This window comes from Streptomyces sp. NPDC030183 (assembly GCF_055573455.1).
This window is the reverse complement of sequence record NZ_JBVIBK010000011.1, coordinates 1-22665: the sequence shown is the minus strand read 5'-3', so window position 1 is coordinate 22665 and position 22665 is coordinate 1. Positions and strand designations below refer to the sequence as shown.

At 73.0% G+C, this 22665-nt stretch carries 17 protein-coding genes and 2 pseudogenes; 6 read left to right on the top strand and 13 right to left on the bottom strand.

Annotated elements, in window-relative coordinates:
• Positions 1-53 precede the first annotated feature (53 nt).
• The 3 genes from ACZ4Z2_RS15165 (at position 54) to ACZ4Z2_RS15155 (ending at position 2979) form a co-directional block, all read left to right on the top strand.
• The gene (locus ACZ4Z2_RS15165; RefSeq protein ID WP_468076018.1) at positions 54-1316 is read left to right on the top strand and encodes an AAA family ATPase; all 1263 of its coding nucleotides are present in this window, start codon (positions 54-56) and stop codon (positions 1314-1316) included.
• Complete coding sequence (locus ACZ4Z2_RS15160) at positions 1313-2587, top strand: vWA domain-containing protein (RefSeq protein ID WP_468076016.1); 1275 nt, start codon at positions 1313-1315, stop codon at positions 2585-2587. Before ACZ4Z2_RS15165 ends, ACZ4Z2_RS15160 begins: the two co-directional genes overlap by 4 nt.
• Before the next feature lie 125 nt (positions 2588-2712).
• Positions 2713-2979 (top strand): hypothetical protein, encoded by a 267-nt coding sequence (locus tag ACZ4Z2_RS15155; protein WP_468076014.1) that lies wholly within the window; start codon positions 2713-2715, stop codon positions 2977-2979.
• Positions 2980-3003: 24 nt separating this feature from the next.
• Here the strand turns inward: ACZ4Z2_RS15155 and ACZ4Z2_RS15150 are convergent, their stop codons facing one another.
• Positions 3004-6378 carry a pyruvate carboxylase gene (locus tag ACZ4Z2_RS15150; protein WP_468076012.1) on the bottom strand — a complete coding sequence of 1125 codons (3375 nt, stop codon included), beginning with the start codon at positions 6376-6378 and terminating at the stop codon, positions 3004-3006.
• Between the two features lie 382 nt (positions 6379-6760).
• On the opposite strand from ACZ4Z2_RS15150, the gene ACZ4Z2_RS15145 reads away from it, so the two are divergent.
• Complete coding sequence (locus tag ACZ4Z2_RS15145) at positions 6761-8551, top strand: protein kinase domain-containing protein (protein WP_468076010.1); 1791 nt, start codon at positions 6761-6763, stop codon at positions 8549-8551.
• Between the two features lie 66 nt (positions 8552-8617).
• Here ACZ4Z2_RS15145 and ACZ4Z2_RS15140 read toward each other — a convergent pair whose 3' ends face one another.
• The 4 genes from ACZ4Z2_RS15140 to ACZ4Z2_RS15125 are packed head-to-tail and all read right to left on the bottom strand — an operon-like array spanning position 8618 to position 12087.
• Positions 8618-9538 (bottom strand): ABC transporter substrate-binding protein, encoded by a 921-nt coding sequence (locus ACZ4Z2_RS15140; RefSeq protein WP_468076384.1) that lies wholly within the window; start codon positions 9536-9538, stop codon positions 8618-8620.
• A 55-nt stretch (positions 9539-9593) separates the two neighbouring features.
• Positions 9594-10283 carry an ABC transporter permease gene (locus ACZ4Z2_RS15135; protein WP_468076008.1) on the bottom strand — a complete coding sequence of 230 codons (690 nt, stop codon included), beginning with the start codon at positions 10281-10283 and terminating at the stop codon, positions 9594-9596.
• Positions 10280-10945, bottom strand: coding sequence for an ABC transporter permease (locus ACZ4Z2_RS15130; RefSeq protein WP_468076006.1), 666 nt, complete (start codon positions 10943-10945; stop codon positions 10280-10282). The genes ACZ4Z2_RS15135 and ACZ4Z2_RS15130 overlap by 4 nt, the downstream gene beginning before the upstream one ends.
• A complete protein-coding gene (locus ACZ4Z2_RS15125; RefSeq protein WP_468076004.1) occupies positions 10942-12087 on the bottom strand; it encodes an ABC transporter ATP-binding protein in 1146 nt (381 codons plus the stop codon). The genes ACZ4Z2_RS15130 and ACZ4Z2_RS15125 overlap by 4 nt, the downstream gene beginning before the upstream one ends.
• Before the next feature lie 196 nt (positions 12088-12283).
• Here ACZ4Z2_RS15125 and ACZ4Z2_RS15120 point away from each other — a divergent pair, with 196 nt between their 5' ends.
• Positions 12284-13189 (top strand): amidohydrolase family protein, encoded by a 906-nt coding sequence (locus ACZ4Z2_RS15120; RefSeq protein ID WP_468076002.1) that lies wholly within the window; start codon positions 12284-12286, stop codon positions 13187-13189.
• 21 nt (positions 13190-13210) lie between these two features.
• On the opposite strand, the gene ACZ4Z2_RS15115 is transcribed toward ACZ4Z2_RS15120, so the two are convergent.
• From ACZ4Z2_RS15115 to ACZ4Z2_RS15085, 7 genes and pseudogenes are all read right to left on the bottom strand, one after another.
• Complete coding sequence (locus ACZ4Z2_RS15115) at positions 13211-14647, bottom strand: cytochrome P450 (protein ID WP_468076000.1); 1437 nt, start codon at positions 14645-14647, stop codon at positions 13211-13213.
• A gap of 227 nt (positions 14648-14874) precedes the next feature.
• Positions 14875-16338 (bottom strand): aminotransferase class I/II-fold pyridoxal phosphate-dependent enzyme, encoded by a 1464-nt coding sequence (locus ACZ4Z2_RS15110; RefSeq protein ID WP_468075998.1) that lies wholly within the window; start codon positions 16336-16338, stop codon positions 14875-14877.
• A gap of 176 nt (positions 16339-16514) precedes the next feature.
• Positions 16515-17153 (bottom strand): phosphoribosylanthranilate isomerase, encoded by a 639-nt coding sequence (locus ACZ4Z2_RS15105; RefSeq protein ID WP_468075997.1) that lies wholly within the window; start codon positions 17151-17153, stop codon positions 16515-16517.
• A gap of 60 nt (positions 17154-17213) precedes the next feature.
• Positions 17214-17782: pseudogene (locus ACZ4Z2_RS15100) on the bottom strand (PucR family transcriptional regulator); the annotation flags it as partial.
• Between the two features lie 14 nt (positions 17783-17796).
• On the bottom strand, positions 17797-19182 hold the full coding sequence (locus ACZ4Z2_RS15095; RefSeq protein WP_468075995.1) for an LCP family protein: 1386 nt from the start codon (positions 19180-19182) through the stop codon (positions 17797-17799).
• A 194-nt stretch (positions 19183-19376) separates the two neighbouring features.
• Positions 19377-20327 carry a serine hydrolase gene (locus ACZ4Z2_RS15090; protein WP_468075993.1) on the bottom strand — a complete coding sequence of 317 codons (951 nt, stop codon included), beginning with the start codon at positions 20325-20327 and terminating at the stop codon, positions 19377-19379.
• On the bottom strand, positions 20324-21226 hold the full coding sequence (locus ACZ4Z2_RS15085; protein ID WP_468075991.1) for a LysR family transcriptional regulator: 903 nt from the start codon (positions 21224-21226) through the stop codon (positions 20324-20326). Before ACZ4Z2_RS15085 ends, ACZ4Z2_RS15090 begins: the two co-directional genes overlap by 4 nt.
• A 162-nt stretch (positions 21227-21388) precedes the next feature.
• Between ACZ4Z2_RS15085 and bla the strand changes: the two genes are divergently transcribed.
• Positions 21389-22330 carry a class A beta-lactamase gene (gene bla / locus ACZ4Z2_RS15080; protein WP_468076382.1) on the top strand — a complete coding sequence of 314 codons (942 nt, stop codon included), beginning with the start codon at positions 21389-21391 and terminating at the stop codon, positions 22328-22330.
• 22 nt (positions 22331-22352) lie between these two features.
• Here bla and ACZ4Z2_RS15075 read toward each other — a convergent pair.
• A pseudogene (locus ACZ4Z2_RS15075) lies at positions 22353-22665 on the bottom strand (IS982 family transposase); the annotation flags it as partial.

Here is a 22665-nt window from a genome sequence, read left to right as displayed (position 1 = left end):
CCCCTTCCCTCGGGCCCCGGCCCGTCCCACCACACACCCACAGGTGATCGAACATGACGACTTACGCACCCTTTGCCCCTGTTTCCGCCCCGGTGGAGGAGTCCTTCGCCTCCCAACTCGACGTCGCCGACGCCCTGCTGACCCTGTTGCGCGACACCACCACCGAACCCCGGCCCGACACCCAACTGGAGGCGCTGACCCTGGCCGTCGCCGCCGATCTGCCGGTACTGCTGTGGGGTGAACCGGGGATCGGGAAGACCGCGGCGCTGACCCAGCTCGCCGCGGCGCTGGACCTGCCGTTGACGACGGTGATCGCGAGCGTGCACGAGCCGTCCGACTTCTCCGGCCTGCCCATCGTGGGTGACGACCCCGCCGAGCAGGGTGTGCCGATGGCGCCGCCGGACTGGGCGGTGCGCCTGGTGCGGGCCGGGCGGGGCCTGCTGTTCCTGGACGAGTTGTCGACCGCGCCGCCGGCCGTGCAGGCCGCCCTGCTGCGGCTGGTGCTGGAGCGACGGATCGGCGCGCTCCAACTGCCGCCCGAGGTGCGGATCGTGGCCGCCGCCAACCCCCGGTCCTCGGCGGCCGACGGCTGGGAGCTGAGCCCGCCGCTCGCCAACCGGTTCGTGCACCTCCAGTGGACCCATGACCACGAGGTCGTCGTGCGGGGCCTCGGCGGGACCTGGCCCCGTGCGACCCTGCCCCGGCTCGACCCGGAGCGGCTCCCGGAGGCCGTGGACCGGGCCCGGCGCGCGGTGTGCGGGCTGCTCGCCGCCCGCCCCCGGCTGGTGCACCAACTGCCCAACAGCGAGAGCCGGCGGGGCGGGGCCTGGCCGTCGCCGCGGAGCTGGGAGATGACCCTGCGGCTGATCGCCTTCGCCACCGCTTCCGGCGTCTCCCGCGATGTGCTGTCGCTGCTGGTCAGGGGAACGGTGGGCGACGGTCCGGGGCTGGAGCTGCTGGCGAGCCTGGACCGGCTGGACCTGCCGGATCCCGAGGAGCTGCTGGCGGACCCGGCCGGTGCGGTGCTGCCGGACCGGGGGGATCTGCGCCAGGCGGTCCTCGACGGGGTCGTGGCGGCCGTGCGGTCGCGCCCGGAGAAGCCCCGCTGGGACGCGGCGTGGGCACTGCTGGTCCGGGCGCTGGAGACGGGCGCCCCGGATCTGGTGGTCGTCCCGGCGACGACGCTCGCCTCGCTGCGCCGGGCGGACTGGGATGTTCCGGCGGCGATCGAGCAGCTCGCCGGAGTGGTCACGCTGTCCCGGCGGGCGGACGAGGCGGCGACCCGGGCCGCGGCGGCGACGAAGGCCCGCCGATGAGCGCCGGCACGCCGATGAGCGCAGGCACGGCGAGGGCGCGCCTCGAAGCGGCGCTGGACCGCGACAAGCTCTTCACCGCCAGGCTCCAGGCGGCCAGGGCGCGGCCCTATCTGGCGACGGCGCTGTTCGCGCTGCATCCCGTGGTGTCCCGGCGGGTGCCCACCATGGCCGTCGACCCGCACTGGCGGTGCTATGTCTCCCCGGGATTCGTGGACCGCACACCGGTGGAGGAACTGGCGGGCGTCTGGGTGCACGAGGTGTCGCATCTGCTGCGCGACCATCACGGGCGCGGTGACCGGATCGCCAAGGAGCTGGGACTGACCGGCCCCGGGGACCGGCTGCGGATCAACATCGCCGCGGACTGCGAGATCAACGACGACGCGTTCGGCGACGGGCTGGTCAAACCGGAGGGCGCCGTCGAGCCGGCGACGCTGCGGCTGCGGGAGGGGCTGCTCATGGAGGAGTACCTGCGGCTGTTCCGGCTCGGGCCGATGATGACCGACCTGGCGTGGCTGGACTGCGGCAGCGGCGCCGACGGCCTGGAACGGGAGTGGGATCTCGGGCCGGACGGGGCGCACGGACTGAGCGAGCAGGAGAAGGACGGGGTCCGGTTCCGGGTGGCGCAGGGCATCAAGGGGCGCCCGGGGAACGCCCCGGAGGGATGGCGGCGCTGGGCGGAGGAGGCGTTCCATCCGCCGCAGCCGTGGCGGGAGTTGCTGGGCGCGGCGGTCCGGGCGGCGGCCTCGGGTGCGGGCGGGGGCGACGACTACACGTACGGACGGCCGGCCCGGCGGTCGGCCGGGGTGCCGGGGGCGGTGCTCCCCAGTCTGCGGCGGACCCCGCCCCGTGTCTCGGTGGTCATCGACACCTCCGGATCGGTCAGCGACGCCGAACTGGGCAGCGCGCTGCTGGAGGTGGCCGCGATCTCCCGTGCCGTGGGCGGGAGGCGCGACCTGGTCACGGTGGTGCCCTGTGACGCGGCGGCCCGCATCGCCCATCCGCTGTGCCGGGCGGAGGGCATCCCCCTGGTGGGCGGCGGGGGTACGGACCTGCGGAGCGGCTTCGCCCGGGCGCTGCGGTCGCGGCCCCGGCCCGATGTCGTGGTGGTCCTCACCGACGGGCAGACGCCGTGGCCCTCGGACCGGCCGCCGTGCCGGACGGTGGTGGGCCTGTTCCCCCGGCACGGCGTGGGCGCCTCCTGGGACGAGGACGACCCCGACTACGTGCCGGACTCACCGCCGGACTGGGCGCGGGTGGTCGAGATCGGCTAGGTCGTGTCCGCGAAGTCCCGTCATCCGCCCGGAGGGCGGGCCCCGCGGCGTCTGGCGCGTGCTCCCGCCGTGCCGGGCGGAAGCCCTCGTACCGGACGTACTCGGGCTTTCGCCCGGTGCAGCGAGTGGGGGTACCCCCTGCTCGAAGAGCTTGGGGGAGCGTCACCGTCACCGGGCCCACCACCCTCAGGGTCGACCCGCGGCCGGGTGTCAGCCGCCTCAGGATCACCGGGATCACGAAGGACGCGGTCGTCCTGCGGTCCTCCGGTGCCGGCACGTCCCTCAGCAGTTCCCTCGGCGAGGGGGCCACCGGCGGTCTCCACGGCCTCGGCTTCCGCGTGCGGTCCCTGGGGAACGGCACGGCGGTGCTGGAGTTCTTCCCCCGGGCCTGAGACCGACCCCCTCGCCGTACCGGCTCAGCGGATCTCCACGAGGAGGTCTCCGCCCTCCACCTGCTGGATCCGGTTGATGGCGAGCCGGGACACCCGTCCGGCCTTCGGGGCGGTGATCGCGGCCTCCATCTTCATCGCCTCGATGGTGGCGACGGTGGCACCGGACTCCACCTCGTCGCCCTCGGCGACCGCGAGGGTCACCACTCCGGCGAACGGGGCGGCGACGTGGCCGGGGTCGGAGCGGTCGGCCTTCTCGGTGGCGGGGATGTCGGAGGAGGCGGCGACATCGCGCACCTGGATGGGCCGCAGTTGGCCGTTGAGGGTGGCCATCACGGTGCGCATACCGCGCTCGTCGGCCTCGCCCACGGCCTCCAGGCCGATCAGGAGCCGCACACCGGGTTCCAGGTCGACGGCGTACTCCTTGCCGGGGCCGAGCCCGTAGAAGAAGTCCTTGCTGTCGAGGACGCTGGTGTCGCCGTACGTCTGCCGGTGCGTCTCGAACTCGCGGGTGGGGGCGGGGAACAGCAGCCGGTTGAGGGTGGCGCGCCGGTCCTTCTCCAAGCCCTCGCGGTCCTCGGCGGTCAGCTCCCGCACGGGCTTGGCCTCGCCGCGGCCCTGGAGGGCCTTGGTGCGGAACGGCTCGGGCCAGCCGCCGGGCGGGGTGCCGAGTTCACCGCGCAGGAAGCCGATGACGGAGTCGGGGATGTCGAACCGGTCGGGGGTGGCCTCGAAGTCGGCCGGTGCCACCCCGGCACCGACCAGGTGCAGGGCGAGGTCGCCCACCACCTTGGACGAGGGGGTGACCTTCACGAGGTGGCCGAGGATGCGGTCGGCGGCGGTGTACATCGCCTCGATGTCCTCGAAGCGGTCGCCGAGGCCGAGCGCCACGGCCTGGGTGCGCAGGTTGGACAGCTGGCCGCCGGGGATCTCGTGGTCGTAGACGCGGCCGGTCGGCGAGGCGAGGCCCGCCTCGAAGGGGGCGTAGATCTTGCGGACGCTCTCCCAGTAGGGCTCCAGGTCGCCGACGGCCCTGAGGTCGAGGCCGGTGGGCCGGTCGGAGTGGTCGGTGGCGGCGACGATCGCCGACAGGGAGGGCTGCGAGGTCGTGCCGGCCATGGACGCCACGGCTCCGTCGACGGCGTCGGCGCCGGCCTGGATCGCGGCGAGGTAGGTGGCGAGCTGGCCGCCGGCGGTGTCGTGGGTGTGGATGTGGACCGGCAGGTCGAACTCGCGGCGCAGCGCGGACACCAGCTTGGTGGCGGCCGGGGCGCGCAGCAGGCCCGCCATGTCCTTGACGGCGAGGACATGGGCGCCGGCCTCGACGATCTGCTCGGCGAGCCGCAGATAGTAGTCGAGGGTGTAGAGCTTCTCCGCCGGGTCGGACAGGTCGGAGGTGTAGCAGAGGGCGACCTCGGCGACCGCCGTCCCGGTGGCGCGTACGGCGTCGATGGCGGGCCGCATCTGGCTCACGTCGTTGAGCGCGTCGAAGATGCGGAAGATGTCGATACCGGTACGCGCGGCCTCCTCCACGAAGGCGTCGGTCACCTCCGTCGGGTACGGGGTGTAGCCGACGGTGTTGCGGCCGCGCAGCAGCATCTGGAGACAGATGTTCGGCACGGCCTCGCGGAAGGCGGCCAGCCGCTCCCAGGGGTCCTCGGCGAGGAACCTGAGGGCGACGTCGTAGGTGGCGCCGCCCCAGCACTCCAGGGAGAGCAGCTGCGGCAGGGTCCGCGCCACGACGGGCGCGACGGCGAGCATGTCCTTGGTGCGGACGCGGGTGGCGAGCAGCGACTGGTGGGCGTCGCGGAACGTGGTGTCGGTGACGCCGATGGTCGGCGACTGGCGCAGCCAGCTCGCGAAGCCCTCCGGGCCCAGCTCGACGAGCTTCTGCTTCGAGCCGGCGGGCGGCTGTGTGGCGGGCACGGCGGGGATCTTGCCGGCCGGGTCGATGAGGGCGGGCCGTTCGCCGTGCGGCTTGTTCACCGTCACGTCGGCCAGATAGGTGAGGAGCTTGGTGCCCCGGTCGGCGGAGTGGCGTGAGGTGAGCAGGTGCGGGCGCTGCTCGATGAACGACGTGGTGACCCGGCCCGCCTGGAAGTCCGGGTCGTCGAGGACGGCCTGGAGGAAGGGGATGTTCGTGGCGACGCCGCGGATGCGGAACTCGGCGACGGCGCGCCGGGCCCGGTTGACGGCGGTGGTGAAGTCCCGGCCCCGGCAGGTGAGCTTGACCAGCATCGAGTCGAAGTGCGCGCTGATCTCCGTGCCGGCGTGGGTCGTACCGCCGTCGAGGCGGATGCCGGAGCCGCCGGGCGAGCGGTAGGCGCTGATGCGGCCGGTGTCGGGGCGGAAGCCGTTCGCCGGGTCCTCGGTGGTGATACGGCACTGGAGGGCGGCGCCGCGCAGGGTGACCGTCTCCTGGGAGAGGCCGAGGTCGGCGAGGGTCGCGCCGGCGGCGATGCGCAGCTGCGACTGCACGAGGTCGACGTCGGTGACCTCCTCGGTCACCGTGTGTTCGACCTGGATACGGGGGTTCATCTCGATGAAGACGTGGTTGCCGTCGCGGTCGAGGAGGAACTCGACGGTGCCCGCGTTGCGGTAGCCGATCTCGCGGGCGAACCGTACGGCGTCGGCGCAGATGCGTTCCCGCAGCTCCGGGTCGAGGTTCGGGGCGGGCGCCAGTTCGATGACCTTCTGGTGGCGGCGCTGCACCGAACAGTCGCGCTCGAACAGGTGGATGACGTTGCCGTGGCCGTCGGCGAGGATCTGCACCTCGATGTGGCGGGGCTCGACGACGGCCTTCTCCAGGAAGACGGTGGGGTCGCCGAACGCGGACGCGGCCTCGCGGGACGCCGCCTCGATGGACTCGCGCAGCGCCGCCGGGTCCTCGACGCGGCGCATACCGCGCCCGCCGCCGCCCGCGACCGCCTTCACGAACACCGGGAAGCCGATCTCGTCGGCGGCGCGCACCAGTTCGTCCACGTCGGTGGAGGGCTCGGAGGACCCCAGCACCGGTACGCCGGCCGCGCGGGCGGCGGCGACGGCGCGGGCCTTGTTGCCCGTCAGCTCCAGGATGTGGGCGCTCGGTCCGACGAACGTGATGCCCGCCTCCTCGCAGGCCCGCGCGAGTTCGGGGTTCTCGGACAGGAAGCCGTATCCCGGGTAGACGGCGTCGGCGCCGGCCTGGCGGGCCGCGCGCATGATCTCGTCGACGGAGAGGTAAGCCCGCACGGGATGGCCCGGCTCACCGATCTCGTATGCCTCGTCGGCCTTGAGCCGGTGCAGTGAGTTCCGGTCCTCGTGGGGGAAGACGGCGACTGTCCGCGCGCCCACTTCGTACCCGGCGCGGAAAGCGCGGATCGCGATCTCGCCACGGTTGGCGACCAGTACCTTGCGGAGCATCCCTGATCCCTTCGGCCTGCGATGAGGAACACCATGGTCGCGGCAATGTAGCCCACATGCCATGAGAGTCGTGTCACTGAGTGCCAGTATTTTTCGGACGCATACGGAGGATCGGAGCGAACCGTCGGCAGCGGACTGCCTCGAACCCTGTCCCACAGTGCCACCACGCAGCGGGCGAGTGGCTGGTTTTGTATGCCGTACGCGGGTACGGCCTCCCGCGCGCGCCACCCTTGGGGTCGGATCTGTCGGTCAGGGAACGAGAGCGATACGGAAGTGACAGAAACCGCGTACATTGCGCCCGGCTGAGCTAGCCTCGACTTCCGTAAGCGAACTGGCGTACGCGGAAAGTGACTTCGGGGGTGTTGTGTCAGACCAGCGGCCGGTGCCACCGCGCTCGACGGCAGACGAGGCTCCGGCGCTGCGCAGGACGGGCGCCCTGCCCCTGCGCCCCGGCGACCCGGGCCGTATCGGTCCGTACGTGTCCCTGGGGCTGCTCGGCAGCGGAGGCATGGGGCGCGTCTATCTGGGGCGCCCCGCGGACGGCGGGCCCTCCCTCGTCGCCGTCAAGGTGATCCGACCGGAGTACGCGGAGGACGTCCGGTTCCGGCGCCGGTTCGAGCGCGAGGCCGCGGTCCACGGCCGGGTCCGCACCGCGCACATGCCGAAGCTGTGCGGCACGGGGTTCGAGGACGAACTGCTGTGGATGGCCACCGAGTACCTGCCGGGCCTCGATCTGGCGGACGCCGTGAACGAGGAGGGTCCGCTGCGCACCGCCGCCGTCTGGCGGCTCGTGGCGGAGCTGGGGCAGGCCCTGGCCGACCTCTCGGACGCGGGGATCGTGCACCGGGACCTGAAGCCCTCCAACGTCCTGGTCTCCGAGCGGCGCGCGTACCTCATCGACTTCGGCATCGCGAAGGCGGCCGACGCGAGCGCCATTACGGGGACGGGCAACCGGGTGGGCACCCCGGCCTACATGTCACCGGAGTATCTGCGCACCGGTGAGTGCGGCACCCCCTCGGACGTGTTCTCCCTGGCCTGCACCCTGGTCTACGCGGCGACGGGCACCGCCCCGTTCGGTGACGGCACCGGGGTCGACGTGATGCACCGCGTCGCCTTCGAGGAGCCCAACGCGAAGGTGATCGGGGAGCTCGCGGAGTCCGACGAGCCGCTGGCCACGCTGCTGTGGTCGTGTCTCGCCAAGGAGCCGGGGCGCCGGCCCACGCCGCAGGACCTGGTCCGCAAGGCAGGGCCCCGCACCGGGCCGTCCGGGACCTTCGACTGGCCCGAGCCGCTGGGCGGCATGGTCCTCGTCCGGCAGCAGGCGTACGAGGCGCTGTGCCGGCTGCCCCTCGTGCAGGCCCCCGCCTTCCCGGCCGCCGACGGCCCGGCGGAGCCGGCACCGGCTGCCGACGCGGAACCCCGGCCCGCCGCGCCCGGCTCCGCCGAGCCGGCGCGCGAGGCTCCCCCGGCCTCCGCCGGTGGCCGGGCCGCGTTAGATCCGGCGGCGCCCACCCGGACGCGCCGGAAGCGGGCGCTGGCGGTGGGCGGCGCAGGGGTCGCGCTCTGCGCGGTGGCCGCGGGTGTCTTCGTCCTCACCCGCGCGGACTCCTCGGGCACCGCCGCACCGGAGGCGGGCACCTGGTCGACCGGGAAGAGCGCGCCCGGCGACGCCGCCTCCCCGTCGGCTCCGGGGAAGTCGAAGCGCGCGCCCGCCCCGGACGGCGGCTCCTCGCTCTCGAAGGTGTCCGGGAAGGACGAGGACAAGGGCGACACCGCCGCCATCGACGGCTCGTCGACACGTCCCGACGCCTCCGCGTCCGCCGACGACGACCGGCCCGCCGACGCCGATCCGGACACCCCGGACGACGGAACCGACGGTCCCGGCGATCCGGAACCGACCCCGAGCGACCCGCCGGCCGACTCCGGTGATCCGTCCTGGCTCACGGACTGCACCTACTACTCGGGCAACGGCCGCACCCGCCTCGGCAACAGCGGCAACCGCGTGCTCCAGGTGCAGTGCATCCTCAGCGAACGCGGATACGGCGTCAGCATGGACGGCGACTTCGACAGCGGGACGGAGGCCGCCGTCCAGGCGTTCCAGAGCGACGTGGGACTGAACGCGACGGGTGTCGTCGCCCACGACACCTGGTCCGCCCTGCGCAGCCCGGAATGACGGCCCCGCGCACCTGCCCGGCGCGGCGGTCCCGCACCCCCGTGCGGGGTGCGGGGCGCCGGGCCGTCAGCCGGTGAGGCCGGACTTCGTCAGCCACTCCTCGGCGACGGCGCTCGCGTCCTCCTTGTCGTTGACGAGCTTCTTCATCATCCGCAGCAGGTCCTCGGTGGTGAGCTTCGCGGACACCGCGTTGAGCGCCTGCCTGGCCTTGTCGTCGACCGCCTTCCTGTAGACGAGCGGTGTCACGTTCTGCGAGGAGAAGAGGTTCTTCGGGTCCTCCAGGACGACGAGCTTGTCCTCGACGATGGCGGGGTCGGTGGTGTACAGGTTGGCGGCCTGCACCTTGTCGTCCTTGAGCAGCTTCACCAGGGTGGTCTGGGCGCCCGCGTCGAGCGGCTGGAACTTGCCGAACTCCACGCCGTAGACCTTCTTCAGGCCCACCCCGCCCTGGGTGCGGGTCTTGAACTCCGAACCGGCCCCGAGGGTCATCCGGCCCGCGACGGGCTTGAGATCGGCGAGGGTCTTCAGGTCGTACTTCTTCGCCGTCCCGGCGGTCACCGTGACCGAGTCCTTGTCCTCGGCCGCGGCGGAGTCGAGTATCTCCACCGACTTCGGGAGCTTGGCCTTCAGTTCGGCGTTGATCTCGTCGGTGCCGGTCGCGGTGCTGTTCTTGTCGACCGCGACCGACAGCAGGGCGCCGTTGTACTCCGGGAAGACGTCGATGCCGCCCTTGACGACCTGGTCGTAGTAGACCTCGCGGGCCCCGATGTCGAACTTGCGGGTCACCTTGACGCCCTTGTCCTCCAGGGCCTGGGCGTAGATCTCGGCGAGCAGCTGGTTCTCGGGGAAGTTGGCCGAGCCGACGACCAGGGAGGAGCCGCCGCCACCGCCGTCGCCCGTCAGCGGATTGTCGTCGCTGCCGCCCCCGCCGCCGCAGGCGGTGAGGGACAGGGCGGCGATCAGGCCGAAGGCGACGCCTCGGTACATGCCTCGCATGGGTGTTCCTTTCTCATGGCCCGAAGGGCGTGACGAACGACGGAGTTCAGGACGTGGGCGCCGAGACCCGCAGCCCCGGCGAGACGACGGCCCGCGCCAGTACGGTGAAGAGGGCCTGCACGACGAGGGCCAGGGCGACCACGACCGCGGAGCCGCCGATGACCAGCTCGTAGTCGTTGCGGGCGAGTCCGTCGACGATGAAGCGGCCGAGGCCGCCGAGGCCCGGGTAGGCGGCGACGGTCGCGGTGGCCACGACCTGGATCGCGGCCACGCGGAGACCGAGCAGGATCAGCGGCAGAGCCATCGGCACCTCCACCTTCACCAGGACCTCCCACTCGGTCATGCCGACCCCGCGCGCGGCGTCCCTGGTCGGGGGGTCCACACCCCGGACGCCCTCGAACGTGTTGATGAGGATCGGCGGCACCGCGAGCGCGACCAGGGCGACCAGGACCGGCGTGGTGCTGAGCCCGGCGAGCGTGACGACGAGGACGACGAGACCGAAGGTGGGGATCGCGCGGGCGAGGTTCGCGACGCTCGCCACGACGAACGCCCCGCGGCCGGTGTGCCCGACGAGGAGTCCGGCCGACAGCCCGATCAGGGCGGCGAACAGCAGGGACAGGCCGCTGTAGGTGAGGTGTTCCAGGAGTCGCGCGGGGATCCCGTCCTCGCCGTGCCACTGCTCCGGCGCGGTGAGCCAGTCCCCCACGAGCCGTATCTGGTTGAGGAAGTCGTTCATGCCGTCGTCACCTTGCTCCGGGACCAGGGGGTGAGCAGCCGCTGCGCGAGGACCAGCAGCGCGTCGGTGGCGAGCGCGAGCAGCATGATCAGCACGATGGCGGTGACGATCGGTGTCGGGAAGTCCAACTGGAGGCCGCGGGTGATGTAGTAGCCGAGGCCGCCCTGTCCGATGAGCTGGCCCACGGCGACGAGGCTGATGGAGGAGACCGCGGCGACGCGCACACCGGCGATGACGACGGGTACCGCGATGGGCAGTTCGACCTGGAGGACCCTGCGGACGGTGCCGAACCCCATGGCGGTCGCGGCGAGCCGGACCGGTTCGGGGACCGAGGCCAGGCCGTCCACGACATTGGGCACCAGCACCGACAGGGTGTACAGCGTCAGCGGGATCATCACCGTCTGCTCGGTGAGCCCCGTGTAGCGGACGAAGATCATGAACAGTGCCAGCGACGGGATCGAGTACAGCACGTTGGCCACGGTCAGCACCGGTGTGTAGAGGCGGCGCCAGTGATGGCAGAGGATGCCCAGCGGGACCGAGACGATCAGCCCGAACAGCACCGGCAGCAGACCGAGTCTCAGGTGGAGGGCGGTGTAGTCGGCCAGTTCGGCGGTGTGGTCGGCTATCCACTGCCACCGGACCAGCGGTTCCCCGTCGCTCATCGGTCACCGCCCGCGCTGTCGGCGGCCACCGGGCTCCCGGCCGGGTCCTCCCGGTCCGGGCCGACCGCTCCGGCGGTGAGTTCCCGGGCGTCGGCCACGCCGACGACCGCGCCCTCGGCGTCCACGCCGACCGCGAGCCGGGCCGGCGACAGCAGCGCCGAGTCGAGGGCGGCCCGCGCCGAGTCCCCGGCCAGGCTGAAGGTGTGCCCGAGCGGCACCAGGGCCGCGTCCGCGAGGGTGCCGCTCCGCGGCAGGTCCGCGCCCCGGGCCCAGCCGAGGGGCCTGCGGGCGTCGTCGACGACGAGCACCCAGGGCTCGTCCAGGGCGCGGGCCGCCGCCACGGCCGAGGTGGCCGGCAGCACCGGTCCGGCCCGCAGCGGCAGTCCGGCGGCCTGGACGAAGGACAGCCTGCGGATGCCCCGGTCCTGGCCGACGAACCCGGCGACGAAGTCGTCCGCCGGTTCGGCGAGCAGCCGCTCGGGCGTGTCGAACTGGGCGAGCCTGCCGCCGGTGCGGAACACGGCTATGCGGTCGCCGAGCCTGATCGCCTCGTCGATGTCATGGGTGACGAACACGATCGTCTTGTGCAGTTCCTTCTGGAGCCGGACGAACTCCGCCTGGAGCTCGGCCCGCACGATGGGGTCGACCGCGCTGAACGGCTCGTCCATCAGCAGCACCGGCGGGTCCGCGCCCAGCGCCCTGGCCACCCCGACGCGCTGCTGCTGCCCGCCGGAGAGCTGGTTCGGGTAGCGCTTGGCCAGCTCGGCGGGCAGCCCCACCAGTTCGAGCAGCTCCGCCGCCCGCGCCCGCGCCTTCTTCCTGCCCCAGCCGAGGAGCATCGGCACGGTCGCGATGTTGTCGAGGACCGTACGGTGCGGGAACAGCCCCGCGTGCTGGATCACGTACCCGATGCCCCGGCGCAGCTCGGGCGCGTCGACCTCCCGGATGTCCCGGCCGCGCAGGCTGACCGTGCCGGCCGTGGGCTCCACCATGCGGTTGATCATCCGCAGGGTAGTGGTCTTGCCGCAGCCGGAGGGACCGACCAGGATCGTGATGGCGCCCTCGGCCAGCTCCACCGTCACCTCGTCCACGGCTGTCGTGCCGTTCGGATACTTCTTGCTCACCGCGTCGAATCTGATCAAGAGTGCCCCTCACCCGACTGCATATGCTCATGCACAGTTGTCCGTGACTGAATGACAGTCAATGGACTTTCATGAACGGCACGTTACGTTCACACGATGTCGGGCCGGGGGCGTCCGGATCATGCGGATCCAGCAGCTTATATTCCCTTCGCAGGCCACGGCCGTCCGTCGGCGGCCGTGCTTTCCTGGAGTCATCATGACCAACGTCGACGTGCACCAGCATCTGTGGACCCCCTCGCTGGTGGCGGCCCTGCGATCCCGCCGGGAGCCGCCGTTCCTGGACGGCTGGACCCTGTTCCTGGACGGCGAGCCGCCCTACGAGGTCGCGCCCGCCGCCCATGACATCGCCCGGCGCGCCGAGCTCGCCGCCGCCGACGGCCTGGGACGGGCGCTCGTCTCGCTGTCCTCCCCGCTCGGCGTCGAGTGGCTGCCCGGGGAGCGGGCGCGGCCCCTGCTCGACGCGTACCACGAGGGCGCGGCCGCCCTCCCCGAGCCGTTCGGGGCGTGGGCCGCCGCGTGTGTCCGGGACGTCGACGCGTCCGCGACCGCCGAGGCCCTGGACGCGGGCTTCGTCGGTCTCCAGCTCCCGGCGGACGCCCTCGCCGACGCGGCGGGTTACGCGCGCTGCGCCCCGCTGCTCGATCTGCTGGAGGAGCGGGGCCTGCCGTTGTTCGTGCATCCCGGCCCGGCGGGCGACGCCGGGGCCGAGGGGCCGGGCTGGTGGCCCGCGATGGTGCCGTACGTACGGCAGATGCACGCCGCCTGGTTCGCCTTCCGCGCCTTCGGCCGGCCCCGCCATCCCCGGCTGCGGGTCTGCTTCGCCCTGCTGGCCGGGCTGGCGCCGCTGCACGGCGAGCGTTTCGCCGCCCGCGGTGGCGCCGGTCCCGCCGGGACGGACCCGGGAGTGTTCGTGGAGACGTCGTCGTACGGCCCCACCGCCGTGGACTCGGTCGTGCGGGCCCTCGGTGTGGACGCGGTGGTGCAGGGCTCGGACCGCCCCTACGCGGAGCCGCCGCTCCACCCCGGCTTCGGCCTGGGCGGGGCGGCGGCCTACGCCTTCCGCATCGCCAATCCGCGGCGGCTGCTGACGGGCGAGGACTGATGCGGGCAGGTTGAACCGGGGTCAGCGGCCGGTGCGGATCAGGCCCGTCAGATAGCGCCACAGCGACGAACGGTGCCGGGCGGAACGGTCCCGCGCCACCGGTCCGGCCGTCTCCGGACCCGGCACGGCCTCCCCCGCCGGCTCCGTCCCCGCGGCGTCGGCCGGGAACGGCTCGGGCGTCGGGGCCAGGGTGTACCGGACCGGCAGCGAGCGCAGGCCCCGCATGAACGGCGAGGAACGCCAGGGGAGTTGGTCGACGGGCAGGGCGAGTTCCAGATCGGTGAACCGCTCGAAGAGACGGCCGACCCCCACCGCCGCGACCGTGGAGGCCAGCTCGCGGGCGGGGCACTGGCGGGGGCCCGCGCCCCAGGAGAGGTGCGCGCGGGTGCTGACCGTGGTGTTCGACGCGGCGTGACCGGCGAAGACGGGGTCGGCGTGGGCGGCGGCGGACGAGACCCAGACCGGGTCGCCCGCGCGGACGAGGTAGTTGCCGAGGCGGGTGTCGGCGGCGGCGAAGCGCGGCACGAAGTTCACCAGCGGCGGCTTGCGCGTGACCACCCGGTTCATGGTCTCCCTGACCATGCCGGCGGAGAGGCTGGCGCGGATGCTGCCCTCGCCCGAGAGGACCTCGACCACGGTGTTGGAGATGAGGATGCCGACGTGGTCGGAGGTCATGCCCAGCAGCATGAACAGCTCGCGGGACAGTTCGTCGACCGAGAGGTCGGGGTGCGCGGCGAGGAGGTGGGAGGGGAAGTCGTCACCCGGGGTCTTCATCTTCTGCGCCGCCAGGTCGGCGAGGGCCGCCAGCAGCCGCTCCAGGGCGGGCTCGGCGTCCGGGCCGGCGTCGAGTACCCGCCACATGTCCATCAGCGCGTCGTCGCCCTGGGAGCCGGGGAAACCGAGCAGGTGGCTGGCCGCCATCAGCGGCAGCGGCCTCGAGTACTGGGCGGACAGGTCCGCCAGGCCCGTGCCGCCGGCCTGGCCGACCAGGGTGATCAGGTCGTCGGCGCAGGCGGTGACGGCCGCCTTGAGCCGCTTGGCCTGGGCGTGGCGCGGGTCCTGGAACGGCCGCAGGGCGGTGTCCCACGCGGCCCGCAGCGGCTTGTAGCCGGGGCCGCCCTGGATCAGTACGTGGTTGACCTCCAGGGAGGGGCCGAGCGGCCAGTCCGCGGGTACCCGGCCCTCGGAGCGGGCCCGCCAGTTCTCCAGCCCCTTCGGCCAGCCGTCGTCGTCCTGGAGGACCTCCAGCGCTTCCTTGTAGCCGAGGACCAGCCAGGCGGGGACACCCAGCAGGTCGACCGGCGCGACCGCGCCGTGCCGCTGCCGCAGCCGCTCGTACACCAGGGAGGGGCGCATCTCGTAGTCCCGGGTCAGCAGCGGCTGGGGATCCAACGCCTCCAACCGCCTGTCGTCCGCGTCCACGGACCCGCCCTCGCCCGTCTGGGATTCCACCGCCATGCCGCCCCTCCGACACTCCCCGTACCGGCGCACCTTCAGTCGGTAGCCGGAACCGGTGGGGACCTTACCCCAGGCCAACCCGCCGGAGAACGACGGGTTGCCGGATTCACAGGCAGGGACACGACAAAGGGGTCACCCCCCGGCAAAGGGCACCGGGCCCGGGGTGCGGCCGGCGCGCCCGGGGCCCGGCCAAGGCGTCGGGTGGCCCGGCCGGCGCGCCCGGGGCCTCAACGGCGGGCCACGACCCGCAGGGTCTTGACCGACTGGTCCGTCGCGTCCGGGATGAGGACACCGTGCTCGACGCCGCTGCGGAGATAGTCGAGGACCTCGTCGGTGATCACCTCGCCGGGGGCCACCACGGGGACGCCCGGCGGGTAGGGGCTGATCATCTCGGCGGCGATACGGCCCGCCGCCCGCTCGGCGGGCACATGGTCGACCTCGGCGAAGAACGCGTCGCGCGGCAGCATCGCCTGCTCCAGCTCCAGCACCGACGGCTCGGGCAGATGGACCGGCGGCTGCTTCTCGATGGACTCGGCGCCCTCGACGAGGGCCCGCAGGGAGTCGAGCAGCACCTTCTCGGTCTCGTCGTCGTCGGCGTGGGTGATCGAGGCGCTGATCCGGCAGGTGTCGGACCCGCCGACGTCGACGTGGCGGTGGGTCCGCAGCCACTCGGCGGCCTGCATCCCGCTGATGCCGAGCTCCCGTACGTCGATGACCAGCTTCAGCGGGTCGAACTCCGCGGCGAGCCCCTCGTCGACGATCTCCTGGCCCATCGGCCGCAGCCCCGGCAGGTCGCCGGCGGCGGCCCGGATCCGTTCGGCGCGCTGCAGGGCGGCCTCCAGCAGGCCGTGCCCCTGCTCGACCATCTGGCGGCGCCAGCCGTCGAGTGTGGCGAACACCAGCGACGAGGCGCTGGTGGTGCCCAGCAGGTCCTCGCGCTGCTTGAGGGCCTCCGGTGAGACCCGGTCGTACTGGAGGTGGAAGACGGAACTCTGCTCCACGGCGCCGCCCATCTTGTGGACGCTGGTGACGACCAGGTCGGCCTCGGCGTCCATGCCCCAGGCGGGCAGCGCGGGATGGAACGGCAGGTGGGCGCCCCACGCCTCGTCGACGATGAGCGGGACGTCGTACTCGTGGCACACCCGGGCCACGCCCCGGATGTCGGCGCAGGTTCCCCAGTCGGTGGGGGTGATCAGCAGCATGCCCTTGGCGTCCGGGTGCTCCTCCAGGCGACGGCGTACGTCGTCGGGCTCCGGGGGGTGGGCGATGTGGCGTTCGCGGTCGAACTTGGGGTGGACCCAGATCGGTTCGACCCCGTTGACGACGACGGCCGCGATCACGGACTTGTGCGCGTTGCGGGAGAGCAGCATCTTCTCGCCGGGGCCGGCGACGGACAGCATGGCGGTCTTGACCGACAGGGAGCTTCCGCAGGTGGAGAAGAAGGCGTGGTCGGCGCCGACGGCGTCGGCCATCAGCTCCTGCGCCTGGCCGATGACGCCCTGCGACTGACGGCGGTCGTCCAGTCCGTTGAGGGAGAGGACGTCGGAGCGGAAGACGTCGAGCCCGACGATCTCCGCGACCCGCGGGTCCACACCGCGGCCCTGTTTGTGTCCGGGCGGCCCGAACACCGTGTCGCCGCGCCGCCGGAACTCCTCCAGCGCCTCCAGCACGGGTACCCGCGAGTGGTCCATGTTTCCTCCCAAGTGGGCTCCCGTCCGCACCGCGCCCCGAGGCACCGCGCGGCCATCCGCTCATACGCCCATCGGGTTGCACGCGCGGAGCGCTCGAAACGCCCGGTTCGCTCCCGTGGGCGCGACAGACTCACGAGCCACCGGTGTCCCAGGAGGAGAGGGCCCCCGCGGGGGGATCACTTCCCGGCGCGGGCGGCCTTGACGAAGGCGGTGATCAGGGCGGGGTCCTTGACACCCCGGCTCCGCTCCACGCCGCTCGACACGTCGACGCCCCACGGGCAGGCGGTGTCGACGGCGTCCCGGACGTTGTCGGGGGTCAGGCCGCCGGCGAGGAGCCACTTCTCACCGGCGGCGGCGGTCGGCGTCCGGGACCAGTCCCAGGCCGTGCCGGAGCCCGGTACGGGCGCGTCGAGCAGCAGCATGTCCTCGCCCATCTCGCCGCAGCGGGGCACGGAGTCGCCGAACGCGGCGGCGCGGATCAGCGTGTGGCCGTCCGCCGCCAGGGCGTCGTAGTAGCCCCGGTCCTCCGACCCGTGCAATTGGACGGCGCGGATGCCCGACTCGGCGGCCAGGGACCGTACGTCGTCCAGGGTCTCCCCGCGGAAGACACCGACGGTGAGGACGTGTTCCGGGATGCGGCGGGAGAGCCGTGCGGCGGTGGCCGCGTCGACCCTGCGCGGGCTGGCGGTGAGGACGAATCCGATGGCGTCGGCGCCCGCCTCGACGGCCGTGTCGACGTCCTGCTCGGTGCTCAGACCGCAGATCTTGACGAAGAGGGAGTCACTGGAGTTGCTCACCGCCCCAGAGTGCCTCATCGGCGGCGCCGGCGGGACCACGAGGGCCCTGTTCGGGAGGGTCCGCGCTTCCTCCCTGCCTCATGCGCCCTTGCTGCGCGTCCCGGTCCCGCGTTCGTCCCACGCTCCGGACAGCCGCCGGGTGACGACCGAGCTGAGGACGCGCACACCGTGCGTGGAGCCGGGGTCGATGCCGGTGAGTTCGCGTACCCGGCGCAGGCGGTAGTCCAGGGTGCGGGTGTGCACGTTGAGGGCCGCGGCCGTGGCGCCGCGGTGCATCTCGTGGCGGTAGTACGCGTCGAGGGTGACGAGGAGGTCGGGCACGGCTCCAGGCGCGCCACCACCGAGTGGAGCCACTCGTCGACGAACGGCACGTCCGCGACGGCGACTTCGGTGAACACATCGGCCACGGTGTACGGCCGCAGCCGCCCGGACCCCGGGCGCAGGGGGGCCGCCCCGGCTGACCCGCCGGGCCAGGTCGAGCGCGTCGGCCGGCTCGTGGACCGGCGCGGCGGCGGGGCCGACGGCACAGGGCCGGCCGAGGCCCGGGCTAAGTCGCGTGCGAGGGCGGCGAGGAGGTCGGGCACGGAATGGGCCGGGACGGTCTCCGCGACGTCCCGCGGCAGGGGGACCAGGACGATCAGCTCACCGTCCCTTTCCCGGGTCACCGCAGGGTGGCGGGGTCGAGGTCCGTTCCGACGACGAGGGTGACCACGCCCTGCGCGGCGCCCGCGTCCTCGGCGGCCCGGGCGTCGGGCAGGCGCGAGGTGAGGACCTTCGCCTGCTTCGCCAGGTCCGGCGGGTAGCCGACCGTCGTCTTCGCGGTGGTCTCCGGGGCGTTGCCGGTGCCGACGACGGTGAGGCCGGCCACGCGCAGCTTCTCGGCGACGGCGGCGGCGCGCCCCGTGACCCCGGTGCCGTTGAGGACCCGCACCCGCACGTTCGAGGCGTAGACCAGGTCCTGCTTGGCCCGGGTCTGCAGCTCCTTCTTGTCGACCTCCCGGTCCTTGGCGAGGGAGGTGAACAGGTCGGCCGCCTGCGGGTACTGCCAGACCACGTTGGCGCGGTCAGTGGGGACGTCCGCCTCACGCGGGTAGTTGGGGACCGTCAGGAACGTCAGCCGGTCGCTGGGGATGCCCTTCAGCTCGGAGGCGAGGTCGTAGAGCGGGTCGATGCCGGCGAGGTCCTCGTCCGTGGTCAGGGACTTGGTGGCGGACTGCATGAAGTCGTACAGCGCGCCGGGGCTGGTCAGCTTGGACTTCGCCTTGGCGGCGAGGGCCTCCATGAACTCCTGCTGGCGCCCGATGCGTCCGATGTCGGAGCCGTCGCCCACGGCGTAACGGGTGCGTACGTAGCCGAGGGCCTTCTCGCCCTTGACCGTCTGGCAGCCGGGTTCCATGTCGAGGAGGGCGTTCTCGTCGTGGATGGCCTGCTCGGGGCAGACCTCTATGCCCTCCAGGGCGTCGACCATCCCCTTGAAGCCCGAGAAGTCGACGGACATGAAGTGGTCGATGCGCAGCCCCGTGTTGGCCTCGACCGTCCTGATCGAGCAGGCGGCGGCCCCGGCGACCTCGCCGGTGGAACCGCCGATCGCGAACGCCTCGTTGATCTTCGCCCGGTGTGCGCCGGAGGAGCCGCCGTCGCCCTTCTCGCAGGCCGATATCTCGACCCACGAGTCACGGGGGAACGACACCACGGTCGCCCACTCCCGGTTCGCGGGGATGTGCAGCACCATCAGCGTGTCCGACTGCATGGTGGTCAGGTCGCGGCCGTACTTGGCGTTCTTCCCGTCACGGCTGTCCGAACCGACGACCATGATGTTCTTCGAGCCGGGGCTGAGGTTCACGGGACGGTTGCCGCCGAGTTTGTTGTCGACGTCGGCGGCGGTGATGTTGTCGTCGAGGTCCTTGTACACCCAGGCCCCGACGCCCGCGACGCCGAGCACGGCCACCGCGGACACCCCCGCGACCCAGCCCACGATCCTGCCCCGCCGCGTGAGCCGCGTTCCCCCGCCCACGACCCCGGCACGCCGCCTTCCCGTACCACCCACCGGCGTTCCCCCGCCTCGGCCGCACCCGGCCGGTCGACTGATCCTCCACGTCCGGCACTTGTGATCACCGAACGCCAGGACTCTATCCCTGGAGACATACGGACGGGCGCCCAACTCGGCTCACCCACCCCCGTGTCCACGCCCGACACCCCGTCATACGCGCGGTTACGCCCCCCAACGGTCCCTGGGGCGGCTCAGCCGTGCGGGGCCCAGCGGGCGCGGAGTTCGTCGCGCAGACGGCGGGCGACCTGGCCCATGAGCGCGTCGGCGCCGGGCTGGATGCGGGCCGCCACCCGGGACTCGGTGAGGGCGGCCACGGCGTAGCTCCGGCCGTCGGCGTGCTCGACGACTCCCGCCTCGTGACGCAGGTTGAGCAGGGTGCCGGTCTTCGACGACCAGGAGGAGGCGTCGGTGGCGAAGTCCGGGGCGAGTCGGTGGCGTACGACGTTCTCCGCCATGAGGCCGCGTACCCGTGCCGCGACCTCGGGGTGGATCGCGGGGACCTCGGCGTCGGACGGGTGCTGCCGGGACCGCCACACCGCTTGGAGGAGGTCGACGCAGGCCCGCGCGGTACCGGAGTTGGCGTGGGAGATGTCGAGCTGCGGCACCCGGTGGCCGCGCCCGGGGGTACCGGAGTCGATGGCGAGGGCGTACGCGAGGTGCGCGTCGGCCGTGTCGAACCGCTCCACCGGCGTCTCCGTCAGCTCCCGCATGGTGTGCCGTACGGACAGGCCGCCGAGCCCCCACCGCACCAGGAACGCCTCGACCCGGGACGGCGGGGTGAGGTCGAAGAGGGCGTCGGCGGCGTTGCTGTCGCTCATGCTGGTGCTGAGGTAGAGCAGGTCGTCCACGGCGATCCGGGCGGGGTGCCGGAACCGGCACAGTCCGGTGGGCCCCGGGGTGGTGACCCGGCCGGGCGGTACCTCGATGACGTCGGCGCCGTCGAGTTCCCCGCGCCGCATCCGTTCCAGCGTCGCCAGCGCGAGGGGGACCTTCACCAGGGAGGCGACGGGGAACGGGACGTCGGGGTCGATCCCGATCTCCTCACCCGTCTCCAGGTCACGCACCAGGAACGACCCGTACAGGCCGCCGTCGCTCAGGGCCCGGCGCAACTCGCCCAGGAGCCGTTCGGTGCCCGCGGTCACGCGACGGCCCCGGTGTGCTCGTTGGCGCCGAGGCAGCGGGCGATGCCCCGCGCGCACGTCTCACGCACCCGAGCGGCCGCGGTGTCCGCCGCGTCGGCGAGGACCAGCGAGTAGCCGCGGGCGAAGCCGGCGTCGAGTTCGCCGACGGGGCGCCAGCGCAGACCGAGTTCACCGGCCTGTGCGGGCGAGCAGAGCAGTGCGTCGCCCCGGCCCAGGACGTCCGCGGCCGCGGCGGCGAGGGACGGGGCGACGGCCAGCTGCGCCGGGAGCAGCCCGACGGCGTCGCCGAGCCGGGCGAGGCGGTCCCTGATGTGGGGTACGTCGTCCTCGGGCGAGAGCCGGACCCGCCGGGCCCGCCGGTCGCGGTCGGCGCGGCCGGGACGCAGGGTGTCGAGGTAGAGGGGCCCGCCGGAGGCGTCGCCGACCGCCAGCCCCAGGCGCACGGTCCAGTCCGCCCCCGCCGGGGCCACCGCCAGCAGCGCCGCGCGGACCTGCCGGGACGTGACGAGGTCGGCCCGCTCCGCCGGGCCGGCGGGACGGGGGTCGAGCCGTGCTCCCTGGTCGTGGGCGTCGGCGATGAGGCGGGCGAGGCCGGCGGTGGTGCAGTCGGCGGGGACGGCCAGCCGCAGCTGTCCGCGCCGTGCGGCCTCCGCCTCGTGGTCGAGCCGGTCGGCGAGTTCGACGAGCCGCCGCGCCAGCGGAAGCATGTCCCGGCCGAACGGGGTCAGCGCCACCGCGCGCGAGGAGCGCTCCAGCAGCCGGTCCCCCAGCCGCTCCTCCAGCGCGGCGACCCGGCGGCTCACCACGGACTGCGCCGTACGGGCCGCCGCCGCCCCCACTGTGAAACTGCCGTGCTCGCTCACATGGACGAACGCCCGGCACGCCGCTACAAGATCCACGGCCCCCACTATGCCAAATCGGCATGGAGGCGAGCGTCGCGGTCTTGGACCTCCCGGCGGAGCGCGGACCAGAGTGATCTCAACGAGGGCTTCTCCTGCGGGAGTCGAGCCCTGCGTCTGCTCCTCGACGACGACTCGGAGGTTCGTTCCATGGCTCGCTCCATGCCGTTCCCGCCTCGCCGACTCCGCCGCGCCGCCGGTGTGGCGGCCTGCTTGCTCGCGCTCACGGCACTGCCCGCCTGCGGTCAGGAGAAGGGGTCCGCGATCGGCCCGGCCGCGGGTTCCGGGCGGTCCGCGACACCGGCGGCGGCCACCGGCGCCACGGCTCCCGCGTTCCGGAAGCTGGAGCGCGAGTTCGACGCGCGGCTCGGGGTGTACGCCGTCGACACCGGCACGGGCCGCACCGTGGCCTACGGGGCCGACCGGCGGTTCGCGTACGCCTCCACGTTCAAGGCCCTGGCGGCGGGCGCGGTGCTGCGGAAGCACGGCGTGAAGGGCATGGAGAAGGTCGTCACGTACGGACGCGACGACATCGTCGCGGACTCGCCCGTGACGGAGGACTTCGTCGAGACCGGGATGAGCCTGAGCGGCCTGTGCGCCGCCACCCTCTGGTACAGCGACAACACGGCCGCCAACCTGCTCCTCGACGAACTCGGCGGCCCCGACGGGCTGGAGAGGGTCCTGGAGGAACTCGGCGACGACGTCACCGAGATGGACCGGCCGGAGCCGGACCTGAGCGAGGGCAGGCCCGGAGACCTCCGCGACACGAGCACACCTCGGGCGATGGCCGCGAGCCTGCGGACGTTCCTGCTCGGCGACGCCCTGAAGCGGGACGAGCGCGCGCTCCTGCGCACCTGGATGGAGACGAACCGGACCGGCGGCACGCTCGTCCGGGCCGGTGCCCCGGACGGCTGGACCGTGGCCGACAAGAGCGGCACCGCCGGCTACGGCGGCCGCAACGACATCGCCGTCCTCTGGCCCGAGGACGGCGGCAACCCGGTCGTCATGGCCGTCATGACCAGCCGCGACAAGCAGAACGCGGAACGCCGCGACGCCCTCGTCGCCCGCGCCGCCACGACCGCGATCGACGGCCTGGGCCGCTAGACGAGTAAGTCCGAAGTCTTGGTCAGTGGTCGTAGGCGGTCAGCGATCGGGGGATGGCTCGGCCCGTGTTGCGGTTGTGCCAGATGGCGGCCGTCATGGCCAGGATGCGTTGTCCGACGCGGGTGAGGACCCCGGCCGGGGTCCTCGCTCCGTGGCGTTCGAGGTCGAGTTGGCCTTTGAGGGTGTCGTTGACCGACTCGATGAGCTGGCGGATGGGCTTGAGCAGGTGTTCGCCGGGCCGGGGGTGAGGTTGCGGTAGGTCGGCCGCAGCAGGGTCAGGCCGTGCCCGGCCATGAAGGCGTCGAGGTGCTTGGACACGTAGCCCTTGTCGCCGA